At 40.4% G+C, this 23,225-nt stretch carries 40 protein-coding genes; 1 reads left to right on the top strand and 39 read right to left on the bottom strand.

Annotated features, from left to right (window positions below; all coding sequences use genetic code 11):
* Nucleotides 1-22: 22 nt before the first annotated feature.
* The 38 genes from rpsI to PZE06_RS13555 all read right to left on the bottom strand — a co-directional run bounded on the left by rpsI (nucleotide 23) and on the right by PZE06_RS13555 (nucleotide 21,446).
* A complete protein-coding gene (gene rpsI, locus PZE06_RS13740; RefSeq protein WP_019157118.1) occupies nucleotides 23-415 on the bottom strand; it encodes a 30S ribosomal protein S9 in 393 nt (130 codons plus the stop codon).
* A gap of 18 nt (nucleotides 416-433) precedes the next feature.
* Entirely contained in the window at nucleotides 434-871 is a 438-nt protein-coding gene (rplM, locus tag PZE06_RS13735) for a 50S ribosomal protein L13 (protein ID WP_137744323.1), read from the bottom strand.
* A gap of 172 nt (nucleotides 872-1,043) precedes the next feature.
* A complete protein-coding gene (gene truA / locus PZE06_RS13730) occupies nucleotides 1,044-1,784 on the bottom strand; it encodes a tRNA pseudouridine(38-40) synthase TruA (RefSeq protein WP_150916120.1) in 741 nt (246 codons plus the stop codon).
* 15 nt (nucleotides 1,785-1,799) lie between these two features.
* Nucleotides 1,800-2,597, bottom strand: coding sequence for an energy-coupling factor transporter transmembrane component T family protein (locus PZE06_RS13725; RefSeq protein ID WP_150916122.1), 798 nt, complete (start codon nucleotides 2,595-2,597; stop codon nucleotides 1,800-1,802).
* Complete coding sequence (locus tag PZE06_RS13720; RefSeq protein WP_150916124.1) at nucleotides 2,594-3,463, bottom strand: energy-coupling factor ABC transporter ATP-binding protein; 870 nt, start codon at nucleotides 3,461-3,463, stop codon at nucleotides 2,594-2,596. Before PZE06_RS13720 ends, PZE06_RS13725 begins: the two co-directional genes overlap by 4 nt.
* Entirely contained in the window at nucleotides 3,439-4,278 is an 840-nt protein-coding gene (locus PZE06_RS13715; RefSeq protein ID WP_150916126.1) for an energy-coupling factor ABC transporter ATP-binding protein, read from the bottom strand. Before PZE06_RS13715 ends, PZE06_RS13720 begins: the two co-directional genes overlap by 25 nt.
* Before the next feature lie 791 nt (nucleotides 4,279-5,069).
* Nucleotides 5,070-5,432, bottom strand: coding sequence for a 50S ribosomal protein L17 (gene rplQ, locus PZE06_RS13710; protein ID WP_019157112.1), 363 nt, complete (start codon nucleotides 5,430-5,432; stop codon nucleotides 5,070-5,072).
* A 62-nt stretch (nucleotides 5,433-5,494) separates the two neighbouring features.
* On the bottom strand, nucleotides 5,495-6,439 hold the full coding sequence (locus PZE06_RS13705) for a DNA-directed RNA polymerase subunit alpha (RefSeq protein ID WP_095313764.1): 945 nt from the start codon (nucleotides 6,437-6,439) through the stop codon (nucleotides 5,495-5,497).
* A 173-nt stretch (nucleotides 6,440-6,612) separates the two neighbouring features.
* A complete protein-coding gene (gene rpsK, locus PZE06_RS13700; protein ID WP_019157110.1) occupies nucleotides 6,613-7,002 on the bottom strand; it encodes a 30S ribosomal protein S11 in 390 nt (129 codons plus the stop codon).
* A 21-nt stretch (nucleotides 7,003-7,023) separates the two neighbouring features.
* Nucleotides 7,024-7,389 (bottom strand): 30S ribosomal protein S13, encoded by a 366-nt coding sequence (rpsM, locus tag PZE06_RS13695; RefSeq protein ID WP_095313762.1) that lies wholly within the window; start codon nucleotides 7,387-7,389, stop codon nucleotides 7,024-7,026.
* Between the two features lie 21 nt (nucleotides 7,390-7,410).
* Nucleotides 7,411-7,524, bottom strand: a complete 114-nt coding sequence (gene rpmJ / locus PZE06_RS13690; protein WP_000868344.1) for a 50S ribosomal protein L36 — start codon at nucleotides 7,522-7,524, stop codon at nucleotides 7,411-7,413.
* Between the two features lie 232 nt (nucleotides 7,525-7,756).
* On the bottom strand, nucleotides 7,757-7,975 hold the full coding sequence (gene infA / locus PZE06_RS13685; protein WP_019157108.1) for a translation initiation factor IF-1: 219 nt from the start codon (nucleotides 7,973-7,975) through the stop codon (nucleotides 7,757-7,759).
* Between the two features lie 72 nt (nucleotides 7,976-8,047).
* Entirely contained in the window at nucleotides 8,048-8,332 is a 285-nt protein-coding gene (locus tag PZE06_RS13680) for a KOW domain-containing RNA-binding protein (RefSeq protein ID WP_137744326.1), read from the bottom strand.
* 15 nt (nucleotides 8,333-8,347) lie between these two features.
* Nucleotides 8,348-9,094: a type I methionyl aminopeptidase gene (gene map / locus PZE06_RS13675; RefSeq protein WP_137744327.1), complete on the bottom strand. Its 747-nt coding sequence runs from the start codon at nucleotides 9,092-9,094 to the stop codon at nucleotides 8,348-8,350.
* On the bottom strand, nucleotides 9,091-9,744 hold the full coding sequence (locus PZE06_RS13670) for an adenylate kinase (protein WP_150916128.1): 654 nt from the start codon (nucleotides 9,742-9,744) through the stop codon (nucleotides 9,091-9,093). The genes map and PZE06_RS13670 overlap by 4 nt, the downstream gene beginning before the upstream one ends.
* A gap of 59 nt (nucleotides 9,745-9,803) precedes the next feature.
* Nucleotides 9,804-11,096, bottom strand: a complete 1,293-nt coding sequence (gene secY / locus PZE06_RS13665) for a preprotein translocase subunit SecY (protein WP_150916130.1) — start codon at nucleotides 11,094-11,096, stop codon at nucleotides 9,804-9,806.
* Nucleotides 11,096-11,536 carry a 50S ribosomal protein L15 gene (gene rplO, locus PZE06_RS13660; protein ID WP_137744330.1) on the bottom strand — a complete coding sequence of 147 codons (441 nt, stop codon included), beginning with the start codon at nucleotides 11,534-11,536 and terminating at the stop codon, nucleotides 11,096-11,098. Before rplO ends, secY begins: the two co-directional genes overlap by 1 nt.
* Nucleotides 11,537-11,567: 31 nt before the next feature.
* On the bottom strand, nucleotides 11,568-11,750 hold the full coding sequence (gene rpmD, locus PZE06_RS13655; RefSeq protein ID WP_095313750.1) for a 50S ribosomal protein L30: 183 nt from the start codon (nucleotides 11,748-11,750) through the stop codon (nucleotides 11,568-11,570).
* A 13-nt stretch (nucleotides 11,751-11,763) separates the two neighbouring features.
* On the bottom strand, nucleotides 11,764-12,264 hold the full coding sequence (rpsE, locus tag PZE06_RS13650; RefSeq protein WP_150916132.1) for a 30S ribosomal protein S5: 501 nt from the start codon (nucleotides 12,262-12,264) through the stop codon (nucleotides 11,764-11,766).
* A 23-nt stretch (nucleotides 12,265-12,287) separates the two neighbouring features.
* Nucleotides 12,288-12,650 (bottom strand): 50S ribosomal protein L18, encoded by a 363-nt coding sequence (gene rplR / locus PZE06_RS13645; protein WP_095313746.1) that lies wholly within the window; start codon nucleotides 12,648-12,650, stop codon nucleotides 12,288-12,290.
* Nucleotides 12,651-12,682: 32 nt separating this feature from the next.
* Nucleotides 12,683-13,219: a 50S ribosomal protein L6 gene (rplF, locus tag PZE06_RS13640; RefSeq protein WP_150916134.1), complete on the bottom strand. Its 537-nt coding sequence runs from the start codon at nucleotides 13,217-13,219 to the stop codon at nucleotides 12,683-12,685.
* Nucleotides 13,220-13,250: 31 nt separating this feature from the next.
* Complete coding sequence (rpsH, locus tag PZE06_RS13635) at nucleotides 13,251-13,649, bottom strand: 30S ribosomal protein S8 (protein ID WP_095313741.1); 399 nt, start codon at nucleotides 13,647-13,649, stop codon at nucleotides 13,251-13,253.
* A gap of 30 nt (nucleotides 13,650-13,679) precedes the next feature.
* The gene (gene rpsN / locus PZE06_RS13630) at nucleotides 13,680-13,865 is read right to left on the bottom strand and encodes a 30S ribosomal protein S14 (protein ID WP_001085700.1); all 186 of its coding nucleotides are present in this window, start codon (nucleotides 13,863-13,865) and stop codon (nucleotides 13,680-13,682) included.
* Nucleotides 13,866-13,890: 25 nt separating this feature from the next.
* Complete coding sequence (gene rplE, locus PZE06_RS13625) at nucleotides 13,891-14,430, bottom strand: 50S ribosomal protein L5 (protein WP_095313737.1); 540 nt, start codon at nucleotides 14,428-14,430, stop codon at nucleotides 13,891-13,893.
* 27 nt (nucleotides 14,431-14,457) lie between these two features.
* Entirely contained in the window at nucleotides 14,458-14,769 is a 312-nt protein-coding gene (gene rplX / locus PZE06_RS13620; protein ID WP_019157095.1) for a 50S ribosomal protein L24, read from the bottom strand.
* Nucleotides 14,770-14,805: 36 nt separating this feature from the next.
* Complete coding sequence (gene rplN / locus PZE06_RS13615) at nucleotides 14,806-15,174, bottom strand: 50S ribosomal protein L14 (RefSeq protein WP_126410598.1); 369 nt, start codon at nucleotides 15,172-15,174, stop codon at nucleotides 14,806-14,808.
* A gap of 40 nt (nucleotides 15,175-15,214) precedes the next feature.
* Complete coding sequence (gene rpsQ / locus PZE06_RS13610; RefSeq protein WP_019157093.1) at nucleotides 15,215-15,478, bottom strand: 30S ribosomal protein S17; 264 nt, start codon at nucleotides 15,476-15,478, stop codon at nucleotides 15,215-15,217.
* A 22-nt stretch (nucleotides 15,479-15,500) separates the two neighbouring features.
* Nucleotides 15,501-15,704 carry a 50S ribosomal protein L29 gene (rpmC, locus tag PZE06_RS13605; RefSeq protein WP_003351417.1) on the bottom strand — a complete coding sequence of 68 codons (204 nt, stop codon included), beginning with the start codon at nucleotides 15,702-15,704 and terminating at the stop codon, nucleotides 15,501-15,503.
* Complete coding sequence (rplP, locus tag PZE06_RS13600; protein ID WP_136833678.1) at nucleotides 15,694-16,128, bottom strand: 50S ribosomal protein L16; 435 nt, start codon at nucleotides 16,126-16,128, stop codon at nucleotides 15,694-15,696. Before rplP ends, rpmC begins: the two co-directional genes overlap by 11 nt.
* A gap of 1 nt (nucleotide 16,129) precedes the next feature.
* Entirely contained in the window at nucleotides 16,130-16,786 is a 657-nt protein-coding gene (gene rpsC, locus PZE06_RS13595; RefSeq protein WP_019157091.1) for a 30S ribosomal protein S3, read from the bottom strand.
* Nucleotides 16,787-16,789: 3 nt separating this feature from the next.
* Nucleotides 16,790-17,131, bottom strand: coding sequence for a 50S ribosomal protein L22 (gene rplV / locus PZE06_RS13590; protein WP_095313732.1), 342 nt, complete (start codon nucleotides 17,129-17,131; stop codon nucleotides 16,790-16,792).
* A gap of 17 nt (nucleotides 17,132-17,148) precedes the next feature.
* Nucleotides 17,149-17,427 carry a 30S ribosomal protein S19 gene (gene rpsS, locus PZE06_RS13585; protein WP_095313729.1) on the bottom strand — a complete coding sequence of 93 codons (279 nt, stop codon included), beginning with the start codon at nucleotides 17,425-17,427 and terminating at the stop codon, nucleotides 17,149-17,151.
* 60 nt (nucleotides 17,428-17,487) lie between these two features.
* Nucleotides 17,488-18,318, bottom strand: coding sequence for a 50S ribosomal protein L2 (gene rplB / locus PZE06_RS13580; RefSeq protein WP_095313727.1), 831 nt, complete (start codon nucleotides 18,316-18,318; stop codon nucleotides 17,488-17,490).
* Nucleotides 18,319-18,349: 31 nt separating this feature from the next.
* Nucleotides 18,350-18,634 (bottom strand): 50S ribosomal protein L23, encoded by a 285-nt coding sequence (gene rplW / locus PZE06_RS13575; protein WP_095313724.1) that lies wholly within the window; start codon nucleotides 18,632-18,634, stop codon nucleotides 18,350-18,352.
* Complete coding sequence (rplD, locus tag PZE06_RS13570; RefSeq protein WP_095313723.1) at nucleotides 18,634-19,257, bottom strand: 50S ribosomal protein L4; 624 nt, start codon at nucleotides 19,255-19,257, stop codon at nucleotides 18,634-18,636. The genes rplW and rplD overlap by 1 nt, the downstream gene beginning before the upstream one ends.
* A gap of 28 nt (nucleotides 19,258-19,285) precedes the next feature.
* Nucleotides 19,286-19,912: a 50S ribosomal protein L3 gene (gene rplC / locus PZE06_RS13565; protein WP_150916136.1), complete on the bottom strand. Its 627-nt coding sequence runs from the start codon at nucleotides 19,910-19,912 to the stop codon at nucleotides 19,286-19,288.
* Nucleotides 19,913-19,989: 77 nt separating this feature from the next.
* Nucleotides 19,990-20,298, bottom strand: a complete 309-nt coding sequence (rpsJ, locus tag PZE06_RS13560; RefSeq protein WP_003354783.1) for a 30S ribosomal protein S10 — start codon at nucleotides 20,296-20,298, stop codon at nucleotides 19,990-19,992.
* 530 nt (nucleotides 20,299-20,828) lie between these two features.
* Nucleotides 20,829-21,446, bottom strand: coding sequence for a nitroreductase family protein (locus PZE06_RS13555; RefSeq protein WP_150916138.1), 618 nt, complete (start codon nucleotides 21,444-21,446; stop codon nucleotides 20,829-20,831).
* Nucleotides 21,447-21,568: 122 nt separating this feature from the next.
* On the opposite strand from PZE06_RS13555, the gene PZE06_RS13550 reads away from it, so the two are divergent.
* Nucleotides 21,569-21,937: a winged helix-turn-helix transcriptional regulator gene (locus PZE06_RS13550; protein ID WP_150916140.1), complete on the top strand. Its 369-nt coding sequence runs from the start codon at nucleotides 21,569-21,571 to the stop codon at nucleotides 21,935-21,937.
* Nucleotides 21,938-22,006: 69 nt separating this feature from the next.
* Here PZE06_RS13550 and tuf read toward each other — a convergent pair whose 3' ends face one another.
* On the bottom strand, nucleotides 22,007-23,194 hold the full coding sequence (gene tuf / locus PZE06_RS13545) for an elongation factor Tu (protein WP_150916142.1): 1,188 nt from the start codon (nucleotides 23,192-23,194) through the stop codon (nucleotides 22,007-22,009).
* Nucleotides 23,195-23,225 lie beyond the last annotated feature (31 nt).

The raw sequence follows: 23,225 nt of genomic DNA, 5'->3' as shown, positions 1-23,225 counted from the left end.
AACCCTTGATATATATGGGTTATTAACGCTTTGAGAATTGTGGCGCGCGACGTGCACCTTTAAGACCGTACTTCTTACGTTCTTTCATACGAGCGTCACGAGTTAATAGTCCAGCACGCTTAAGAGTTGGACGGAATTCTGGGTCAGCTTGAAGTAACGCACGAGCGATACCATGGCGGATTGCGCCAGCTTGACCAGTGTAGCCGCCACCTTTAACGTTAACTAGAACATCATAGCTACCAAGCGTTTCAGTAGCGTTTAATGGTTGCTTCACTACTTCACGTAGTGCTTCGAATGGAATGTAATCTGTAATATCACGATCGTTAACAGTAATTTTACCATTGCCTGGAACTAAACGAACTCTTGCAACGGAACTCTTACGACGACCAGTACCAATATATTGAACCTGTGCCATTTATAAATCCTCCCTTAATTATCCGCGAAGTTCCCAAACTTCAGGTTTTTGTGCTTCATGTGGATGCTCTGCTCCAGCATAAACGTGTAATTTCTTGAACATTTGACGACCTAAAGAATTCTTTGGAAGCATACCTTTAATTGCAAGCTCAAGCATTCTTTCAGGGTAGTTTGTACGCATTTCAAGCGCCGTTCTAGTTTTTAATCCACCTGGGTGCATAGAATGACGGTAGTAGATTTTGTCAGTAAGCTTCTTACCAGTCAATTCGATTTGAGAAGCATTAATAATAATGACATGATCACCAGTGTCAACATGTGGTGTGAAAGTTGGTTTATGTTTACCACGTAGAATAGACGCTACTTCAGAAGTAAGACGACCTAAAGTCTTGCCTGCAGCATCTACTACGTACCATTTACGTTCGATATTGTTAGCGTTAGCCATAAACGTTGTACGCATGAGTTACCCTCCTAAAATTGTTCATTTTCAAAATTCATTTTCATATTCGTATATTCTTTATCACAATAAGTTCCGGGGCTTATCGTGGGATTAAAATACATACCATATTATGATAAAACACTGTACCCCATATGTCAAGAAATTATTTGACACCAGGACAAGTTGTTATACATTAATCATACATCACTTTCCACAAGTACAGTCCTTGTGGCGGCGCGGTCTTGCCTGCATAAATTCGGTCTCTTTTTGCAAGGACAACAGGAACCTCCGCCACTGCCATTTTCCCTGCTCCAACCTGTAGCAGCGTCCCTACCAAAATTCTAACCATATTGTAAAGGAAACCATTCCCAACAAAACGGAAAACAAGAAGCCCGTCTTCCTCCGTTACTTCAATTTCATACATTTCCCTCACTTTATCTTCAACCTCTGTTTTAGCTGAGCAAAAGCTCGAAAAATCATGAACGCCGAGCAAATGGCAACTGGCAGCCTTAATGGCTGTTATATCAATGGAATAGGGATAATGATAAACAAAATTACGGCGAAAAGGATCATGTGCTTGCTCTGTATAGACAAAATAACGGTATTCTTTTGCCGTCACATCAAAACGGGCATGGAAAGTAGACGCAACCTCTGTTACAGCAAGGATCGCGATATCGTCCGGAAGGAGCGTCTGTAGAGCGACACCCCATTTTTCCTCTGGGATCTGCAGCGGAGTGTCAAAATGAATGACCTGACCTCTGGCATGGACTCCAGCATCAGTGCGTCCTGATGCATACACCTTCACTTCCTGCCCTTTATGAAGCTTTTGTAATGCTTGTTCTAGCTCCCCTTGTACAGTACGCTTATTCGGCTGGATTTGATAACCTGAAAATGCTGAACCATCATAGGCAAGCTTACATTTTAACCTCTGCATATTTTTCCCTTCTCCCTATGATCTGAAAAAGAATAGCGCTACCGCGAGTACTGCAAGCAATACCAGCATTAGTGTGTCGACCAGTCCCCAACGGAGCTGACGGTACTTGGTGCGGCCCTCGCCTCCACGATAGCCTCTTGCTTCCATCGCAATCGCCAATTCCTCTGCCCGTTTAAAGGAACCGATAAACAACGGGATTAACAATGGGATAATTGCTTTGATTCGTTCCTTTACCGGCCCCCCAGAAAATTCCACTCCACGAGCTGTCTGGGCCTTCATAATCTTATCCGTTTCCTGCATCAGCGTAGGAATAAAGCGCAAGGAAATGGACATCATAAGCGCTAATTCATGAACAGGAAATTTTATCTTTTTCAACGGGTCAAGTAAAATTTCAATCCCGTCTGTAATCTCAATTGGGGTCGTCGTTAATGTTAATAGAGAAGTCATTAAGATTAACAGAAAGAATCTCAAAGAAATAAAGATCCCCTTCTTCAAGCCCTCTTCATAAATCATAACCCAACCCCATTGAAAAATGATCTCACCCTCCTTCGTGAAAAAAAGATGAAGGATTAAGGTAAATAAAACGAGCCATAATACTAGCTTCAATCCCCCGAGCAAAAAGCGGATCGGGACTTTTGAAGATAGAACCATAAATAATGTATAGACTATCAATAGGCCATACGTAATGGCATTATTAGCAATAAACACAACACACACAAATGCAAACACAAGAATGAGCTTTGATCTTGGATCCATTCGATGCAAGGGAGATTCCGCCGGGATATAACGACCAAAAATCATTTTATCCATCATAATAGTTGTCCCCCTTTAAACAGCTTTTCAATTTCCCCTGTCAGCTCTTCAATGGTTAAGCAAGTTTTACCTAGCTTTGTCTGAAAAGCTTTCTCCACCTTCTGCTGAAATCGAACGACTTCAGGGACGTCTAACCCAAGCTCAAGCAGCCCTTCAGGGGAATGAAAGATTTCTTGCGGTGTACCTTTTTTATATACTTGACCTTGATGCATAATCACAATTTGGTCCGCATATAAAGAAGCATCCTCCATGCTATGGGTCACAAGAACAGTGGATAAGTTTCGTTCTTTATGGAGCTGATAAAACATCTCCATAATTTCCTTTCGTCCGCGTGGATCTAGACCTGCAGTGGGCTCATCTAGGACGATCACATCGGGCTCCATCGCCAGTACCCCAGCGATTGCGACACGTCTCATTTGTCCACCTGAGAGATCAAATGGTGATTTTTGGAGAATTTCTTCTGATAATCCAACCTGCCTAATTGCTTCTTTGGCACGGATCTTTGCTGCTTCCTCAGCAACACCAAAATTCATCGGCCCAAAACAAATATCCTTTTCTACGGTTTCTTCAAAAAGCTGATGTTCTGGAAACTGAAAAACAATCCCGACTCTTTTTCGAATTTCTTTCAAATTCTTTTGCTTTTTCGCATTGGTCACTTCTCGCTCACCAATGACGACCTTTCCTTTTGTGGGCTTTAAAATCGCGTTTAAATGCTGAAGGATAGTCGATTTCCCAGAACCCGTATGGCCGATTATCGCAAGGTAAGTCCCCGACGGAATGTCAATGGAGACATTCTCAATAGCCAAACGTTCAAAGGGAGAGTTTGCTTGATAACGATATTCTACTTGCTGGAGTGAGATGTCCATAATTGTGCCACCAACGCTTCCTCTGATAAATAACTTTTGCTAACAGGAATGCCTTTTTCCCTCAGCATTTTGCTCATTTTCACTGGAAATGGTATATCTAAACCAAGCTTAACCAATTCCTCATCCAATTGAAAAATTTCCTCAGGCGTACCTTCACGATATAGTTGTCCACGATTTAAGACAATCATCCGATCTGCCTTCGCCGCCTCTTCTAAATCATGGGTAATGGAGATCACAGTCATATCGTGATCCTCCTTCAGTTCTCGAATAACATTGAGGACCTCTTCTCTTCCTCGTGGATCTAGCATCGAAGTTGCTTCATCTAATACAATAATTTGCGGGCGGAGCGCAATAACACTAGCAATGGCTACGCGCTGCTTTTGACCGCCTGACAACTGATGGGGCTCCTGTTGCAGAAATGCTTCCATTTGCACCTGCTTTAAAGAGCCTTCTACCCTCTCTACCATTACTTCCCGGGGAATACCGTTATTCTCTAAACCAAAGGCGACGTCATCCTGAACAGTTGTACCAACAAATTGATTATCTGGATTTTGAAAAACCATCCCGATCAATTTTCTTGTTTCCCAAACCGTATCTTCCGTCAATTCCAAATCTCCTATTTGAATTCTTCCTTTTTCAGGATATTGGAGACCATTTAATAGCTTCGCAAGTGTTGATTTTCCCGAACCATTATGTCCCACGATTGCAAGCCATTCACCGTCGTATATTTGTAAGGATACGTCCTTAAGAGCATATTCCTCTTGTCCTTCATATTTAAAATGCACATTCTCGATTGATACTAATGGTTTTTTCATAATATCCTCCTCTCAGCTCCGCTTCACTTCTCTATTCTTTTCTAAACTCTAACGAAATCTACTATACCATTTTTTAAATAAGGATTGGGTATTGAGGAGAAAAAAGAGGGGCAAAATGATGTTTCGTAGTTAATGAACAAAAGCGCATGGCGCCTTCAAAACAATTAAAGTTCAAATTGTTCCTTAGTGCTCTTCACCATATAAACAATAAAGAAATCTGCGGTTGATTTATCGTTTATTAGGCTTTGTGACTATACTAGAAGTAGATAAACTCATTACGCGAATTCTATCTCAACAACAGGATAATTTCTTTAAAAAGAAAACTCGCCATTTTGGCGAGCCTTTAGTATGCGAAGACAATTTAAAAATATAAATAAGTTCACTATTTTTCAAAACAAATGTCTTCCATTGGCTCTAGTGTATTACATAAAGCCTGCACCTCTTTAAAAACCCTTTCAAAGAGGTGCGTGAGCTAGACGTGACATGTAAAGCATAATTCCCGCTCATAAGTAAGGAGGAATTAGCGTAAAATAAAGATCCAAAAGATACATGCCCATCGTAACACTCTAGTAATGGCTTAGTTCAATCTTCTCTTACAGAAAAAGGGCAATGAACAAGTTTGTTCAAACTGTCCTATGCCCTTGTTTGGTAGAAAAGCGTCAGCGCCTTTCCACACCCAACAAGCACAAGATCAGCCCACCCTTAAATGATGGATTGATTTATGGCAAAGGAACGATCAAGTTCTTCCTTTTCGAGGGTGTAGACGCTGCAGCTAAACATGAAAAAGGATATTACACTAATTCGATAATGACCATTGGAGCACCGTCTCCACGACGTGGCCCAAGCTTCATGATACGAGTATATCCACCTTGACGCTCTTGGTAACGAGTAGCGATATCAGAGAATAACTTTTGTAGTGCATCTTGGTTTTCTTCAGCATTTGCAATCTCATTGCGAACGAAAGCAGCAGCTTGACGGCGAGCATGAAGATCTCCACGTTTTCCAAGTGTAATCATTTTTTCCACAACTGAACGAAGTTCTTTCGCACGAGCTTCAGTTGTTTCAATACGCTCATTGATGATTAAATCTGTAGCTAAGTCACGTAACATTGCTTTACGCTGAGCGCTTGTGCGTCCTAACTTTCTGTATCCCATGAAAGTTTCCCTCCTTTGTTGAAGTCCTAAAGCATTGGCATATCTCACCTTTAAGGGACTAATTAGTCATCCTTACGTAAGCCTAAACCAAGCTCCTCTAATTTATGTTTTACTTCTTCAAGAGATTTACGTCCTAAATTTCGTACCTTCATCATATCTTCTTCAGTCTTATTCGCTAATTCCTGAACAGTGTTGATGCCTGCACGCTTTAAGCAGTTATATGAACGAACTGATAAATCAAGTTCCTCAATTGTCATCTCAAGAACTTTTTCTTTTTGATCTTCTTCTTTTTCAACCATGATCTCAGCATTTTGCGCTTCATCCGTTAACCCAACGAAGATATTCAAATGTTCCGTAAAGATCTTAGCTCCTAATGCAACTGCATCTTGAGGACCTGTACTTCCATCTGTCCACACATCTAAAGTTAACTTATCATAATTGGTTAATTGGCCGACACGCGTATTTTCAACTTGGAAAGCGACACGTGAAACTGGAGTATAGATTGAATCGATTGGAATGACACCGATCGGTTGATCTTCTCTCTTGTTTTGATCAGCAGGCGTATAACCTCGACCCCTTTTAGCCGTTAATCGCATACGCAAATTACCGTTTTTACCTAGGGTCGCAATGTGAAGATCCGGGTTTAAAATCTCAACATCACTATCATGAGTGATATCGGCTGCTGTTACTACACCTTCACCTTGGACATCAATCTCAAGCGTCTTCTCTTCATCAGAGTAGATTTTAAGTGCAAGCTTTTTAATGTTTAAAATGATAGATGTAACATCTTCAACGACGCCTTCAATTGTTTGAAACTCATGAAGTACCCCATCAGCTTGAATCGATGTGACAGCGGCACCTGGGAGTGACGATAATAGGATACGACGTAAGGAGTTACCCAAAGTAGTACCATATCCACGCTCAAGTGGTTCTACGACGAACTTCCCGTACTTTGCATCATCGCTGATCTCAACCGTTTCGATTTTTGGTTTTTCTATTTCGATCATCAAATTACCCTCCTTCAAAACGTCGAAATCTCAGTTAAGAGTCCTAACTGAAATTCCCCCTGTATACGTTCCCGATTGTGCACAACAACTGGATGAATGATTCTGTATTTATTTGACAAAAAATATCTTACTTTTCCCATTATAGACAGGGATTTAAAATCTATACAGAAAAATTACACACGACGACGCTTAGGTGGACGGCAACCGTTATGAGGAACTGGAGTTACGTCTCTAATTGCTGTAACCTCAAGACCTGCAGCTTGAAGAGCACGAATAGCTGCTTCACGACCTGCACCAGGACCTTTAACTGTTACCTCAAGAGTTTTCATTCCGTGTTCCATAGAAGACTTCGCTGCTGTTTCAGCTGCCATTTGAGCTGCAAAAGGAGTAGATTTACGAGAACCTTTAAATCCTAATGCACCAGCACTGGACCATGCAATTGCATTTCCATGAACGTCTGTAATAGTTACGATTGTGTTATTGAAAGTAGAACGAATGTGTGCAACACCTTGTTCAATATTCTTTTTAACACGACGTTTACGTGTATTTGTTTTACGAGCCATTTAAAGTACCTCCTTTACCGATTATTTCTTCTTGTTAGCTACAGTTTTACGTGGGCCTTTACGAGTACGAGCATTGTTCTTCGTATTTTGACCGCGAACAGGTAAACCACGACGATGACGAAGACCACGGTAGCTTCCGATTTCCATTAGACGCTTAATGTTTAAAGATACTTCACGACGAAGATCCCCTTCAACCTTTAGCTTGTCAATGATGTCACGGATTTTATTTAATTCATCTTCAGTTAAATCGCGAACGCGAGTGTTTTCAGAAACACCAGCTTCAGCTAAAACCTTTTGTGCTGTACTTTTACCAATACCATAAATGTATGTTAGAGAAATCACTACACGCTTTTCACGTGGGACGTCTACACCAGCAATACGTGCCATTATATGCGCACCTCCTTAATATTAACCTTGTTTTTGTTTATGCTTAGGGTTTTCACATATAACCATAACTTTACCGCGTCTGCGGATAACTTTACATTTTTCGCAGATCGGCTTAACAGATGGTCTAACTTTCATTATCCTAACCTCCTTGATAGTACGGAGTGCAATAGATTTATTCAGTTCTTACACTCAATCTTGTTTGTAAAAATCCAAAAGCCGATTTTTACGTTAAAGTTCTTTGTATCCGCAATTAATATAGTACGCAGGCACTTTTCTCAGCCCTTACATACAATTTCATTCCTACTAATCATGAATACGATACTAACATGGCTTGGATTAGGAACAAAGATTGAGAAAAGAGCCTCACTTATTTAAAGCGGTAAGTAATTCTTCCGCGTGTTAAATCATATGGGGATAGCTCAACAGTTACTTTGTCACCTGGTAAAATACGAATAAAATGCATGCGAATCTTACCAGAAACATGAGCTAACACTGTATGACCATTTTCTAATTCTACCTTAAACATTGCATTCGGCAAAGTTTCAAGTACTGTACCTTCAATTTCAATTACATCATCTTTCGCCATCGAACTTAGTCTCCCTTCAAAGATTTATCATATTGTGGAGAAACCTTCGCCTTCCACGCTAGTGAACAAATCTTATTGATTATTGAATTCAAACTTTTTCAATGCATATCGCAGTTTTCCATTCGTTACGTGACCGGTTTCTAATAAACTTCTTTGAACTTCTAGAGATACATAATCAATTAGCTCGAGGTGTAATAGATTCTTCTTTTTCGGCCGGTCAAATTTCTTTTTATCGCCGTCCGCTACAAAAACAAAGCGATCATCTAACAACCTTACTATTATAGCATATTGTCCTGCATCTCGCCCGTGTGAAATTAAGACTATTTGACCTAATTTTGATCGAGAAGGATAGTCCATCCTTGGATCACCTTCTTAGACTATCGTTAGAATGTCATATCCGGTTTCCGTAATTGCAATCGTATGCTCAAAATGAGCACATCTCTTGCCATCTGTTGTTACTACCGTCCAATCATCAGCCAAAGTTTTAACAAAACGACTTCCCACATTCACCATCGGTTCTACGCAAAGTACCATTCCCGGTTTTAACAATGGACCTTTATTAGGTGGACCATAATGAGGAATTTGTGGGTCCTCATGTAAGTCTTGCCCTATTCCATGCCCAACATACTCACGCACGATAGAAAAACCATTCGATTCTACATACGTCTGAACGCTATTGGAGATGTTCGATAGACGCGCACCTGGACCAGCTTCCTTAAGACCATTGTACAAAGATTGTTCTGTTACGTCTAAAAGACGTGCAGATACTTCGTCAATTTTACCAACAGGGTAAGTCCACGCCGAATCACCGTGATAGCCTTCATATTTCGCACCGATATCAATGCTAATAATATCGCCCTCTTGTAAGACACGCTTACCAGGAATACCATGAACAAGTTCTTCATTCACAGATGCGCAAATGCTTCCAGAGAAACCATTATACCCTTTAAATGAAGGATATGCATGATGAGAACGAATAAATGCTTCGGCAATTTCATCCAGCTCTTTTGTCGTTATCCCAGGAGCAATATGTTTTTTCAATTCCTGATGGGTTAATGCTACAATCCGTCCAGCTTCACGCATGATTTCAATTTCCCTAGGGGTTTTACATATAATCATGCAGTTATGCCCCCGAGGAGATGATCTATATCAACAAACACTTTATTAATATCCTGTTTGCCGTCAATATTTCTCAAGTACCCTTTTGTTTCGTAGAAATCAAGTAATGGTTTCGCCTGTTCGATGTTTACCTGAAGGCGATTATTTACCGTTTCAGCATTATCATCTGCACGTTGGTACAGTTCCCCACCACAACGATTACATACACCCGCTACGGCAGGAGGATTGAATACTAAGTGATAAGTGGCACCACAGTTTTTACAAATGCGGCGTCCTGTTAATCGCTCCATTAAAATGCTTTGATCAACCTCAATATTCAAAACGAAATCAATCTTTTTCCCCAATTCAACCAGAATGGATTCCAGAGCCTCTGCTTGAGGAACTGTTCTTGGAAAACCATCCAACAAGAATCCATTTTGACAATCTTCTTTGCTTAACCGTTCTTTCACAATTCCGATTGTTACTTCGTCTGGAACAAGCGCTCCTTGATCCATAAAAGATTTAGCTTTTAAGCCTAATTCCGTACCTTCTTTCATTGCTGCACGAAACATGTCGCCTGTTGAAATATGAGGAATGCCGTATTTTTCGACGATTTTCTCGGCTTGTGTACCTTTACCGGCACCCGGAAGACCCATTAAAACTAAATTCACGTGAATTCCTCCTTAGGCTAAAACGGTATGGGAACCAGTTAGTTGTCCCCACGACCGAATTATTTAATAAAACCTTTATAGTGACGTTTAACAAGCTGAGCTTCAAGTTGTTTCATCGTTTCAAGGGCAACCCCAATCACGATAAGCAAACTTGTTCCACCGATTTGCGCAGACTGAGGCAAACCAGCAAAATTTACGAAAAACACCGGCAATATTGCAATAGCCGCTAAGAAAATCGCACCAACAAATGTTAAACGATATAAGACACGAGTTAAATATTCCTGTGTACTCTTCCCTGGACGAATACCTGGAATATAACCACCTTGTTTCTTCAAGTTATCAGCTACCTGTTCAGGATTAACTTGAATAAAGGCATAAAAATAAGTAAACGCAATAATTAGTGCGCTATAGATTACCATTCCGATTGGCTGTGAATAATCAAAAACACTTTGAATCCACAATGTAACATTGTTTTGTTCAAAAAACTGCGCAATCGTGGTAGGTGTTACAATAAATGAAATTGCAAAGATAACCGGAATAACTCCAGCAGCATTTACTTTTAACGGTAAATGTGTGGATTGACCAGTAGGCGTACGCCCCGCCACCATACGCTTCGCGTATTGGATTGGAATTTTACGTAACGCTTGGTTAACGAAAATAACTCCAACAATAATCGCAATGACAGCAACCAAAATAAGAAGCATGGTCACGATACGAATGAATAGCGCATCTCCAGCGTTTTCGAATTGTTGAGCATAAATTTGATTTAATGTTGAAGGGATTCCTGATACGATACCTGCAAAGATGATAATCGAGATTCCGTTACCAACACCCTTGGACGTAATTTGCTCGCCAAGCCACATTAAAAACGCCGTTCCTGCCGTTAAAACCGTAGCAATTAGCAAATAGCTAGCGATACCAGGGTTGTTAATTAACATTCCGCCAGCCATGTTGTTGAAACCATACGACATCCCAAAAGCCTGAATGAACCCTAGAACGATGGTGAAATAACGTGTAAATTGAGCTAATTTACGACGTCCCACTTCTCCTTGCTTAGACCATTCCGTAAACTTCGGTACAACATCCATTTGTAGCAATTGAATGATGATCGACGCTGTAATGTACGGCATGATTCCCATCGCTAAAATCGAGAAGTTCAATAATGCACCACCGCCAAACGTATTTAGTACACCAAATACATTTAGCTGATCCTGAGCTTTTAAAACTTCAGCATCCACTCCCGGTACGGGAATAAATGTACCGATTCGGAAAACAATCAACATTAAAAGGGTGAATATGATCTTTCGTCTTATATCACCCACGCGCATAAAATTGGAGATTGTCTGAAACATTAAATCACCTCTAGGTTACCGCCGGCAGCTTCAATTGCTTCCTTAGCAGCAGAGGAGAATTTATGAGCTTTAATTGTAAGCTTTTTCTCTAACTTGCCGTTAGCAAGAATCTTGATTCCTGCTTTTTCTTTGCTTACAATCCCTGTTTCGATAAGAAGTTCTGGAGAAACGACTGTACCGTCTTCGAAACGATTTAAAGCATCAAGGTTAACGATCGCATACTCTTTACGGTTGATATTTGTAAATCCACGTTTTGGTAAACGACGGAATAAAGGTGTTTGACCACCCTCAAATCCTGGACGTACGCCACCGCCCGAACGAGCATTTTGACCTTTATGACCTTTACCAGCAGTCTTACCATTACCAGACCCAATACCGCGTCCCTTACGCTTGCGTTCGTGACGAGATCCTTCTGCAGGTTTTAATTCATGAAGTTTCATGTTGGCACCTCCTTATTTAAGAAGAATTAAATTATATTTCTTTCACTGTTACTAAGTGAGCAACTTTGTTAATCATTCCACGGATAGCAGGATTATCATTCTTCTCAACTGTTTGATGCATTTTGCGAAGGCCTAATGCTTTAACAGTTTCCTTTTGATCCTGTGGGCGACCAATAACACTGCGAGTGAGGGTAATTTCTAATTTGTTAGCCATTTGATTTCCCTCCTTATCCTAACAGTTCTTCTACTGACTTACCACGTAATTTTGCTACGTCTTCAGCACGTTTTAATTGTTTTAATCCGTCCATAGTGGCACGAACCATATTAATTGGTGTATTTGTTCCTAAAGATTTAGAAAGGATATCACCAACACCAGCTAATTCTAAAACCGCACGAACTGGTCCTCCAGCGATAACTCCTGTACCTTCAGAAGCTGGCTTAAGAAGAATTTCACCAGCGCCAAAGTGTCCGATAACTTGGTGAGGAAGAGTAGATCCTACCATAGGCACTTCGATTAAGTTTTTCTTCGCATCCTCAATTGCTTTACGGATAGCATCTGGTACCTCTTGAGCTTTACCAGTACCAAATCCAACGTGACCGTTTTTGTCTCCTACTACTACAAGAGCAGAGAAACGAAAACGACGTCCACCTTTTACAACCTTCGCTACACGATTAACTGTAACTACGCGTTCTTCAAGTTCAAGTTTGTTTGGATCAATACGACGCATCTATTGTGTCCCTCCTTTGTCTCTTAAAATTCTAACCCATTTTCACGAGCTGCATCAGCTAAAGCTTTCACACGTCCGTGATATAAATAACCTCCACGGTCAAAAACAACAGCTTTTAAACCTTTTTCTACTGCGCGTTTTGCAACTAATTCTCCGACCTTAACTGCTGCATCAACATTTCCAGTAGATTCAAGACTAACTTCTTTATCTAAAGTTGAAGCACTAACTAAAGTAACTCCATTCACATCGTCAATGAGTTGCGCATAAATGTGTTTGCTAGAACGGAACACATTTAAACGAGGACGAGCTGCAGTACCAGAAAGTTTAGAACGCACACGTGCGTGTCTTTTCTTACGGGTTGCATTTTTATCAGCCTTCGTAATCATTTAGGTCACTCCTTTCGTTTACCTACGCGGCATTACTTACCTGTTTTACCTTCTTTACGACGAACATATTCGCCTTCGTAACGAATTCCTTTACCTTTATAAGGCTCTGGCGGACGAACATCACGGATGTTAGCTGCTAATGCACCAACACGCTCTTTGTTAATTCCTTTAACAGTAACCTTAGTGTTTGAAGGAACTTCAATCTCAAGACCTTCTTCAGGCTCGATTTCAACAGGATGAGAGTAACCAACGTTCAATACAAGTTTCTTTCCTTGCTTTTGAGCACGGTAACCGACACCGATAAGCTCTAAACTTCTTTCGAATCCTTTAGAAACACCTTCTACCATGTTTGCAAGTAGGGCACGAGTTGTACCGTGAATTGTACGATGTTCTTTAGATTCAGAAGGACGAACTACGTTAATTACGTTCTCTTCCATTTTAATTTCCATATCAGGGCTGAATGAACGACTCAATTCACCTTTAGGACCTTTTACAGTTACGACGTTGCCGTTAATAGTAACGGTAACACCTGCTGGAATTTCAATTGGTTTTTTACCTACACGAGACATTTATTGCACCTCCATTCTTTAAGAAACTCTATTACCAAACGTAAGCTAATACTTCTCCGCCAACTTGTTTAGCGCGAGCTTCTTTATCTGTAAGAACGCCTTGAGAAGTAGATACTAATGCGATACCAAGTCCGTTTAGTACACGTGGTACTTCGTTCGTTTTAGCATAAACACGAAGACCAGGCTTGCTGATACGTTTTAAACCTGTGATAACACGTTCGTTGTTAGCACCGTATTTTAAGAAAATACGAATGATGCCTTGCTTGTTATCCTCGATATATTCAACATCACGAATGAAACCTTCACGCTTTAAAATTTCAGCGATCTCTTTCTTAATATTAGAAGCAGGAACCTCTAATTTTTCGTGACGAACCATATTCGCATTACGGATGCGAGTTAGCAAATCTGCAATTGGATCTGTCATGACCATTGTTTTTTACCTCCTTCCCAGAAATGGGGTTTACCAGCTAGCTTTTTTCACACCAGGAATTTGTCCTTTGTATGCTAATTCACGGAAACAAATACGGCAGAGCTTAAATTTACGGTATACAGAATGTGGACGCCCACAACGTTCGCAGCGTGTATATTCTTGTACCTTGAATTTCGGCGTGCGTTTTTGCTTCGCAATCATTGACTTTTTAGCCACGTTTTCGCCTCCCTTATTTTAGCGATTACTTTTGGAATGGCATTCCAAATTGAGTTAAAAGTTCACGAGCTTCTTCATCAGTATTAGCTGTAGTAACGATAACGATATCCATACCACGAACCTTGCTTACTTTATCATAATCAATTTCAGGGAAGATTAACTGTTCTTTTACACCTAAAGTGTAGTTACCACGACCATCAAATGACTTCTTAGAAATACCGCGGAAGTCACGTACACGTGGTAAAGATACAGAAACTAATTTATCGAAGAATTCGTACATACGCTCACCACGAAGGGTAACTTTTGCACCGATTGGCATCCCTTCACGAAGGCGGAAACCAGCGATTGATTTCTTAGCGCGAGTTACAACCGGTTTTTGACCAGTAATTGTCGCTAATTCCTCAACTGCGTTATCTAATGCTTTTGCGTTTTGTACTGCATCACCAACACCCATGTTGATAACGATTTTTTCTAGCTTAGGCACTTGCATAACTGATTTATAGTTAAACTTGCTCATTAGAGCAGGAGTGATTTCTTTTTGATACTTTTCTTTTAGGCGGTTCATTCATTGTACCTCCCTTCTTCATTTGAACTATTTATCTAGAACTTCACCGGATTTTTTTGCAACACGTACTTTTTTGCCATCTTCCACTTTGTAGCCTACGCGAGTTGGTTCACCAGACTTCGGATCGATTGGCATTACGTTTGATACATGAATAGGTGCCTCCTGGCTGATGATTCCACCGTTGGGATTCACTTGGCTAGGCTTAGAGTGTTTTTTAACAATATTAACACCTTCAACTAAGACACGGCTTTGTTTTGGGTAAGCTGCTAAAATCACACCTGATTTGCCTTTATCCTTACCAGAGATGACCATTACTTTATCACCTTTTTTTACATGCATCTGTTCGCACCTCCTTAAAGGCAATTAGTTTTAAAATTATAGTACTTCTGGAGCTAATGATACAATTTTCATAAAGTTATTATCACGGAGTTCGCGAGCAACTGGTCCGAAAATACGTGTTCCACGTGGGCTCTTGTCGTCACGGATAATTACACATGCGTTTTCGTCGAAACGAATGTATGAACCATCAGCACGACGTGCTCCGCTCTTTGTACGAACAATAACAGCCTTTACAACGTCGCCTTTTTTAACAACGCCTCCTGGTGTTGCTTGTTTCACTGTACAAACGATAACATCACCAATATTAGCAGTTTTGCGGCCTGAACCACCAAGAACTTTAATGGTAAGTACTTCACGAGCACCTGAGTTATCAGCAACTTTTAAACGTGTTTCTTGTTGAATCATTTGTGTAACCTCCCTTCGGGATGAAAACTAATTCCGAGCATTATATAATGACAGCTTTTTCTACTACTTCTACTAAACGGAAACGTTTAGTTGCGGAAAGTGGGCGAGTTTCCATAATACGTACAACATCGCCGATTTTTGCTTGGTTCTGCTCATCATGAGCTTTGTACTTTTTAGAGTACTTAACGCGTTTACCGTATAATGGATGCTTCTTGTATGTTTCAACAAGTACAGTAACTGTTTTATCCATTTTGTCTGAAACGACACGTCCAGTGTAAACTTTGCGTTGGTTGCGTTCACTCATTGTGCGAACCTCCTCTCAAAGATTATCGATTATTGACGCCGATCTCTCTTTCACGAATAACAGTTTTCATGCGAGCAATCGCTTTGCGTACTTCACGGATGCGAGCTGTGTTTTCAAGTTGTCCAGTCGCCAATTGAAAGCGCAGGTTGAAAAGCTCTTCTTTTAATGATTTAACTTTTTGTTCTATTTCGGCAGTGGTAAGGTCACGAATTTCATTAGCTTTCATTTGATTCACCACCAATTTCTTCTCGTTTTACAAACTTACATTTTACAGGAAGTTTGTGTGATGCAAGTCGTAATGCTTCACGTGCGATTTCTTCAGAAACACCTGCGATTTCAAACATTACTTTCCCAGGCTTAACAACTGCAACCCATCCTTCTGGAGCACCTTTACCGGAACCCATGCGGACTTCAAGAGGCTTAGCTGTGTAAGGCTTATGCGGGAAAATTTTAATCCAAACTTTACCGCCACGTTTCATATAACGAGTCATCGCAATACGTGCAGCTTCAATTTGACGGTTTGTAATCCAAGATGCTTCAGTTGCTTGTAAACCGAATTCACCGAAAGTTACTTCAGTACCGCCCTTCGCTTGACCGCGCATTTTTCCACGGTGTTGACGACGATATTTAACGCGTTTAGGCACTAACATATTATTTGCCTCCTTCCTCAGTTTTCTTCTTAGTTGGAAGGACTTCTCCCTTATAGATCCATACTTTTACGCCAAGCTTTCCGTAAGTTGTATCTGCTTCAGCAGTAGCGTAATCGATATCAGCACGAAGAGTATGAAGTGGAACAGTTCCTTCGCTATAGCTTTCAGAACGAGCGATGTCAGCTCCGCCAAGACGACCAGATACCATAGTTTTGATACCTTGAGCTCCAGCGCGCATTGCACGTTGAATAACTTGTTTTTGAGCACGACGGAAAGATACGCGGTTTTCTAATTGACGAGCAATGTTTTCCGCAACTAATTTCGCATCGATATCAGCTTTTTTGATTTCAAGAATGTTGATGTGTACACGTTTGCCAGTAAGTGAGTTAAGAGCTTTACGCAACGCTTCAACCTCAGTACCACCTTTACCAATAACCATTCCTGGTTTAGCAGTATGGATAGTGATGTTAACGCGGTTAGCAGCACGCTCGATTTCTACTTTAGAAACAGAAGCATCACTTAAACGCTTAGTGATATACTCACGAACCTTTAGGTCTTCGTGTAAAAGATCAGCATAGTCTTTACCTGCGTACCACTTAGACTCCCAATCACGGATGACACCGATACGCAAACCGACTGGATTTACTTTTTGACCCACTGATTATCCCTCCTTCTTTTCTGTTAATACGATTGTAATGTGGCTAGTGCGCTTGTTGATGGCACTTGCACGACCCATTGCACGTGGACGGAAACGTTTTAAAGTTGGTCCCTCGTCAACGAAAACTTCCGAAACCACAAGGCTATTAACGTCCATTTCGTAGTTATGCTCGGCATTTGCCATAGCAGAATTTAATAATTTTTCAACGATTGGAGAAGCAGCTTTTGGCGTATGTTTTAATATCGCTACTGCTTCACCTACTTGCTTTCCTCGAATTAGATCTACAACTAAACGAGCTTTACGAGGCGCAATACGGACTGTTCTTGCAACAGCTTTTGCTTGCATCTGAATGCCTCCTCTCATTAACGTCTTGTTTTCTTGTCATCACTTGCATGACCTTTGTAAGTACGAGTTGGAGCAAATTCTCCAAGCTTGTGACCGACCATGTCTTCAGTGACGTATACAGGTACATGTTTACGACCATCATAAACAGCGATTGTGTGTCCGATGAATTGTGGGAAGATCGTAGAACGGCGTGACCAAGTTTTTACCACTTGTTTGCCTTCTGTTTCATTTAGCTTTTCGATCTTGTTCATTAAATGTTCATCAACAAAAGGTCCTTTTTTTAAGCTGCGACCCATGATTGAACCTCCCTTCGCGATTGCCCTACGGCTCTTAGTTGGAACCGTAGCCCAATCCCGTTATTTTTTACGACGACGTACGATAAATTTATCTGATTTATTGTTTTTCTTACGAGTTTTCGCACCAAGAGTTGGTTTACCCCATGGTGACATTGGTGACTTACGTCCGATTGGCGCACGTCCTTCACCACCACCGTGCGGGTGATCGTTAGGGTTCATAACAGATCCACGTACAGTTGGGCGTTTGCCTAACCAGCGAGAACGACCTGCTTTACCAATGTTGATAAGTTCATGTTGCTCGTTACCAACTTGACCTACAGTTGCACGACAAGTAGCAAGAATCATACGAACCTCACCAGAGTTTAAACGAACTAGTACGTATTTGCCCTCTTTACCAAGAACTTGTGCAGACGTACCTGCAGAACGTACTAATTGTCCACCCTTACCTGGCTTTAATTCAATGTTGTGTACGACTGTACCAACAGGAATATTTGCTAAAGGTAGAGCATTTCCTACTTTAATATCTGCTTCTGGTCCAGACATTACTTCCATACCTACTTCTAAATTCTTAGGAGCTAGGATGTAACGCTTTTCTCCATCAACATAATGAATTAATGCAATGTTTGCTGAACGGTTTGGATCGTATTCGATTGTAGCAACGCGGCCTGGAATGCCATCTTTGTTACGTTTAAAATCGATGATACGATATTGACGCTTATGACCGCCACCTTGATGACGAACTGTTAACTTACCTTGGTTGTTACGGCCACCCTTGCTTTTTAAAGGAGCAAGCAATGATTTTTCCGGCTTATCTGTTGTGATTTCTGCGAAATCAGATACCGTCATACCGCGACGACCATTAGAGGTAGGTTTATACTTTTTAATCGCCATTTGTTTTCCCTCCTCTTCTTCTTTTAATCAATTAAACCTCAAAGAATTCGATTTCTTTGCTGTCTGCAGTTAATTTAACGATGGCTTTACGACGTTTATTTGTATAACCGCCAAATTTACCCATGCGCTTAAATTTACCTTTATAGTTTTGAACGTTTACTTTCTCAACTTTAACACCGAAGATTTCTTCAACAGCATCTTTAACTTGAGTTTTATTCGCTCTAACGTCAACTTCGAAAGTGTACTTTTTCTCAGTCATTAAATCAGTTGAACGTTCAGTGATAACGGGGCGCTTAATGATTTCGCGTGCATCCATTATGCAAGCACCTCCTCTACTTTTTCAACCGCTGCTTTTGTCATGATTAACTTATCATGACCTAAAACATCCAATACGTTGATTCCACTAGCAGTTACAACTGTTACACCAGGGATGTTACGAGCAGATAATGCTACGTTTTCATCTAAATCAGCTGTAACGATAAGTGCTTTAGAATCAACAGAAAGACCTTTTAGGAAACCTTTGAAGTCTTTAGTTTTTGGAGTTTCGAAAGCAAGGCTTTCTAATACTAAAATGTTTTCTTCTACTACTTTAGAAGATAATGCCGATTTAATCGCTAAGCGACGAACTTTTTTCGGTAATTTATAGCTATAGCTGCGAGGTACCGGACCAAATACAGTACCACCTCCGCGCCATTGTGGAGAACGAATCGAACCTTGACGTGCACGACCTGTTCCTTTTTGACGCCATGGCTTACGACCACCGCCAGCTACCTCAGAACGAATTTTTGTTTTATGAGTTCCTTGACGTAAAGAAGCTCTTTGAGCTACAACAGCTTCAAATAACACATGGTTATTAGGCTCAATACCAAAGATGGAATCATTAAGTTCGATTTCACCAACTTGAGATCCAGCTTGGCTAAACAATGTTACTTTTGGCATTCTTGTTTCCTCCTTTCTGCCTTAATGATTATGCTTTAACCGCACTTTTAATTTTTAATAGAGCTTTTTTAGCTCCTGGTACGTTACCTTTGATTAATAATAGGTTACGTTCAACGTCAACCTTTACAATTTCAAGGTTTTGCACAGTGATTTGCTCGCCACCCATACGACCTGGTAGTGCTTTACCTTTAAATACGCGGTTTGGAGCTACAGGACCCATTGAACCTGGGCGACGGTGATAACGAGAACCGTGTGCCATTGGTCCACGAGATTGTCCATGGCGCTTGATAGAGCCTTGGAAACCTTTACCCTTTGAGATTCCTGTTACATCTACGATATCGCCTTCAGCGAATACATCTACTTTGACTTCCTGACCAACCTCTAACTCAGCTAAACCTTCTCCGCGGAATTCACGTACGAAGCGCTTAGGAGCAGTACTTGCCTTTGCGACATGTCCTTTTTCAGGTTTGTTTGAAAGCTTTTCACGCTTGTCATCAAAACCTAATTGCACGGACACATATCCGTCAGTTTCAACAGTTTTCTTTTGAAGAACTACGTTTGGAGTTGCTTCAACAACTGTTACTGGGATAAGATCACCATTTTCAGCAAACACTTGAGTCATACCGATTTTTCTTCCTAAGATTCCTTTGGTCATTACAGTCACACCTCCTATTAATTATCATCTTTTATTTCATGTTTGAAGTTTCTAAGTTACATCCTTATAGTTCAAAATTAAAGTTTAATTTCGATATCTACGCCAGATGGTAAATCTAAACGCATTAATGAATCAACAGTTTGTGGTGTTGGATTCACAATGTCGATTAGACGCTTATGAGTACGCATCTCAAATTGCTCACGAGAGTCCTTATACTTATGCACCGCACGAAGAATTGTATAAACAGATTTTTCGGTTGGTAACGGTATCGGACCTGATACAGCAGCACCAGAACGCTTTGCTGTTTCCACAATTTTTTCTGCAGATTGATCAAGAATTCTGTGATCATATGCTTTCAAACGGATACGAATCTTTTGTTTTGCCATTATTTTCCCTCCTTTTCGCCTATTTTAAAATAGACATTCTCCGTGAAAATTTCCCACACACTCGCCATGGCAAAGCGGCCGGGTGTGTCAGCAACCTTCCACATCATCGCAGTCAAAGACCAACATTGTCTATTATACAATGAATCATAAAGGAAATGCAATATAAAATTTCATTTCTTTATCAATCACACTTGTTCTATTATATAGACTACTACTGACGTTTTCAAGTAGACGGGAAATAGTCGAACTATTAAATGAACAAGACATCTAAATTAGTTCAGTTAGGAAAATATCAATGCTTTCACACATTGCTCAAATTGAATGTGCTGTTCTTCTTATAGAAAATGTATGAGCGCTTTTGACCCGACTGAATCTGATGGAATTTTATTTCATAATGGGGATTTTAGACATCATTGTGGATGTATGGTGTTTTTTCCGTCTGGCCATAACTTTGCTAATGATAGGCTCTTGGAGAAAAATAACTTGTTTTCTTCCAAGAGCTGTACTTTAAATAACCCTACGGCAAAAAATTATTCATAGAATGTAGTAAAAGACTCGACCGGCAACCTTGATGTCCCGAAAGCTGGAGCTTGGGCTTTTCCAAGAGCTATTAGCGTTATCGGAAATACGTTTGCTGGTAATTCAAAACGCTTTGCAAACTTTTCCTTATCAAAACCACCCATTGTCACTGTATCGTATCCACGATCTTTCGCAAGTAGCATGAACTGCATAGCAAATGCACCAGCATCATAGGCAGCAATTAGTTTTCTTGTTTCTTCAGGAACATTTGGATAAAAGTTTAACGTATTTTTAATCGTGTTATTGGCAATCTCTTGAGAAACATGGCCTTCTTCTACATTTTGATTGAAAATCTTCTCTGCGTTTTTGTAAGCTTCAGAATCACCAAGAATCGCAACAATCGCAGAAGATTCTTCAATTTGAGCCTGGTTGTTTCCAATTGCACGGAGCTCTTTTTGTAATTCCTTATTTTTAATTACCATAACACGCCATGGTTGTAAATTACTTGAAGATGGAGCTTCCGAAGCGAGTCGCAACAAATTTTCAATCTCTTCTTTAGAAATGACGTATTTCGGATCATAAGAACGAACAGACTTACGCTGTTGTACAATTTGATCAAGTTGTGACATTATGAATTCCCTCCTAAACTTACTATTTATTAGCTTTTATAACTTACCATTTGTAAGTTAACGAGTCAAGGAAGAGCTCTCATGTTATAATGCAAGTATTAATAAGACTAGGAGGAACATGAATGGAATCATCTCCAAATAACAACAAGACCCTGCTCGATCATAACGGACATCCTAGCAGCATTTGCGTGAATTATCAAAAAACCATTGAATTTATCGGTCAAAAATGGGTCGGTATGATCATTTATACTTTACTTGACGGACCGAAAAGATATTATGAATTAATGGAAATGATTGAAGGAATTTCAGACAGACTTCTAACCGAAAGATTAAATGAATTAGTAAAAGAAGGACTTGTCAAAAAGCAATATTTAGATGGTTCTTTAAAAAAGGTTCAATATGAATTAACCCCAAGCGGAAAAGGATTGCAAAATATTATTTCTGCCATTCACAAATGGATCGAACAAAAAGAAACGCTGAATAATAGGTAGATAGTAGAAAATAAACAAACAAAAAAGCAGATGGATCGTCATCCATCTGCTTTTTATATTCGTTAATAATTACTCAACGATTGTAGAAACAACGCCAGAACCTACTGTACGTCCACCCTCACGGATAGAGAATCTAGTACCATCTTCAATAGCGATTGGAGAAATAAGCTCAACGTTCATTTCAATGTTATCTCCAGGCATAACCATTTCTACACCTTCTGGAAGATTAACAACACCAGTTACATCAGTTGTACGGAAGTAGAACTGAGGACGGTAGTTTGAGAAGAATGGAGTATGACGTCCACCTTCGTCTTTTGATAATACGTAAACTTCAGCTTTAAACTTTGTGTGTGGTGTAATTGAACCTGGTTTAGCAAGTACTTGACCACGTTGGATTTCTTCACGAGCAACCCCACGAAGAAGTGCGCCAATGTTGTCTCCAGCTTCAGCATAATCAAGAAGCTTACGGAACATTTCTACTCCAGTTACTGTAGTAGATTTTGGCTCTTCAGCAAGACCGATGATCTCAACTACGTCACCAACTTTAACTTGGCCACGCTCAACACGACCAGTAGCAACTGTTCCACGACCAGTGATAGAGAATACGTCCTCAACAGGCATCATGAATGGCTTATCAGTTTCACGAGTTGGATTTGGAACATATTCGTCAACAGCATTCATTAATTCAATGATTTTTTCTTCCCAAGCTGCATCTCCTTCAAGAGCTTTAAGAGCAGAACCCTTGATTACAGGAATATCATCACCAGGGAATTCATATTCTGATAATAGGTCACGAACTTCCATTTCTACTAATTCAAGAAGCTCTTCATCGTCTACCATGTCACACTTGTTCATGAAAACAACAAGGTGTGCAAGACCTACGTTACGAGAAAGCAGGATGTGCTCACGAGTTTGTGGCATTGGACCATCAGCAGCAGATACTACTAAGATACCGCCGTCCATTTGAGCAGCACCAGTGATCATGTTCTTAACATAGTCAGCATGCCCAGGGCAGTCAACGTGTGCATAGTGACGGTTAGCTGTTTCATACTCAACGTGAGAAGTGTTGATTGTGATTCCACGCTCTTTTTCTTCTGGAGCGTTATCGATTTGATCATAGCCGCGTGCTTCACCGCCACCTGCTTTTGCAAGTACAGTTGTGATAGCAGCTGTTAAAGTTGTTTTACCATGGTCAACGTGACCAATAGTTCCGATATTAACGTGTGGTTTTGAACGGTCAAATTTTTCTTTAGCCATTAGGAAAATCCTCCTTTAAAATAGAAAAGTT

The organism is Robertmurraya sp. DFI.2.37, assembly GCF_029211245.1.
Lineage (GTDB): Bacteria > Bacillota > Bacilli > Bacillales > Cytobacillaceae > Robertmurraya > Robertmurraya methanolica_A.
This window is presented reverse-complemented; position numbering and strand designations above follow the sequence as displayed.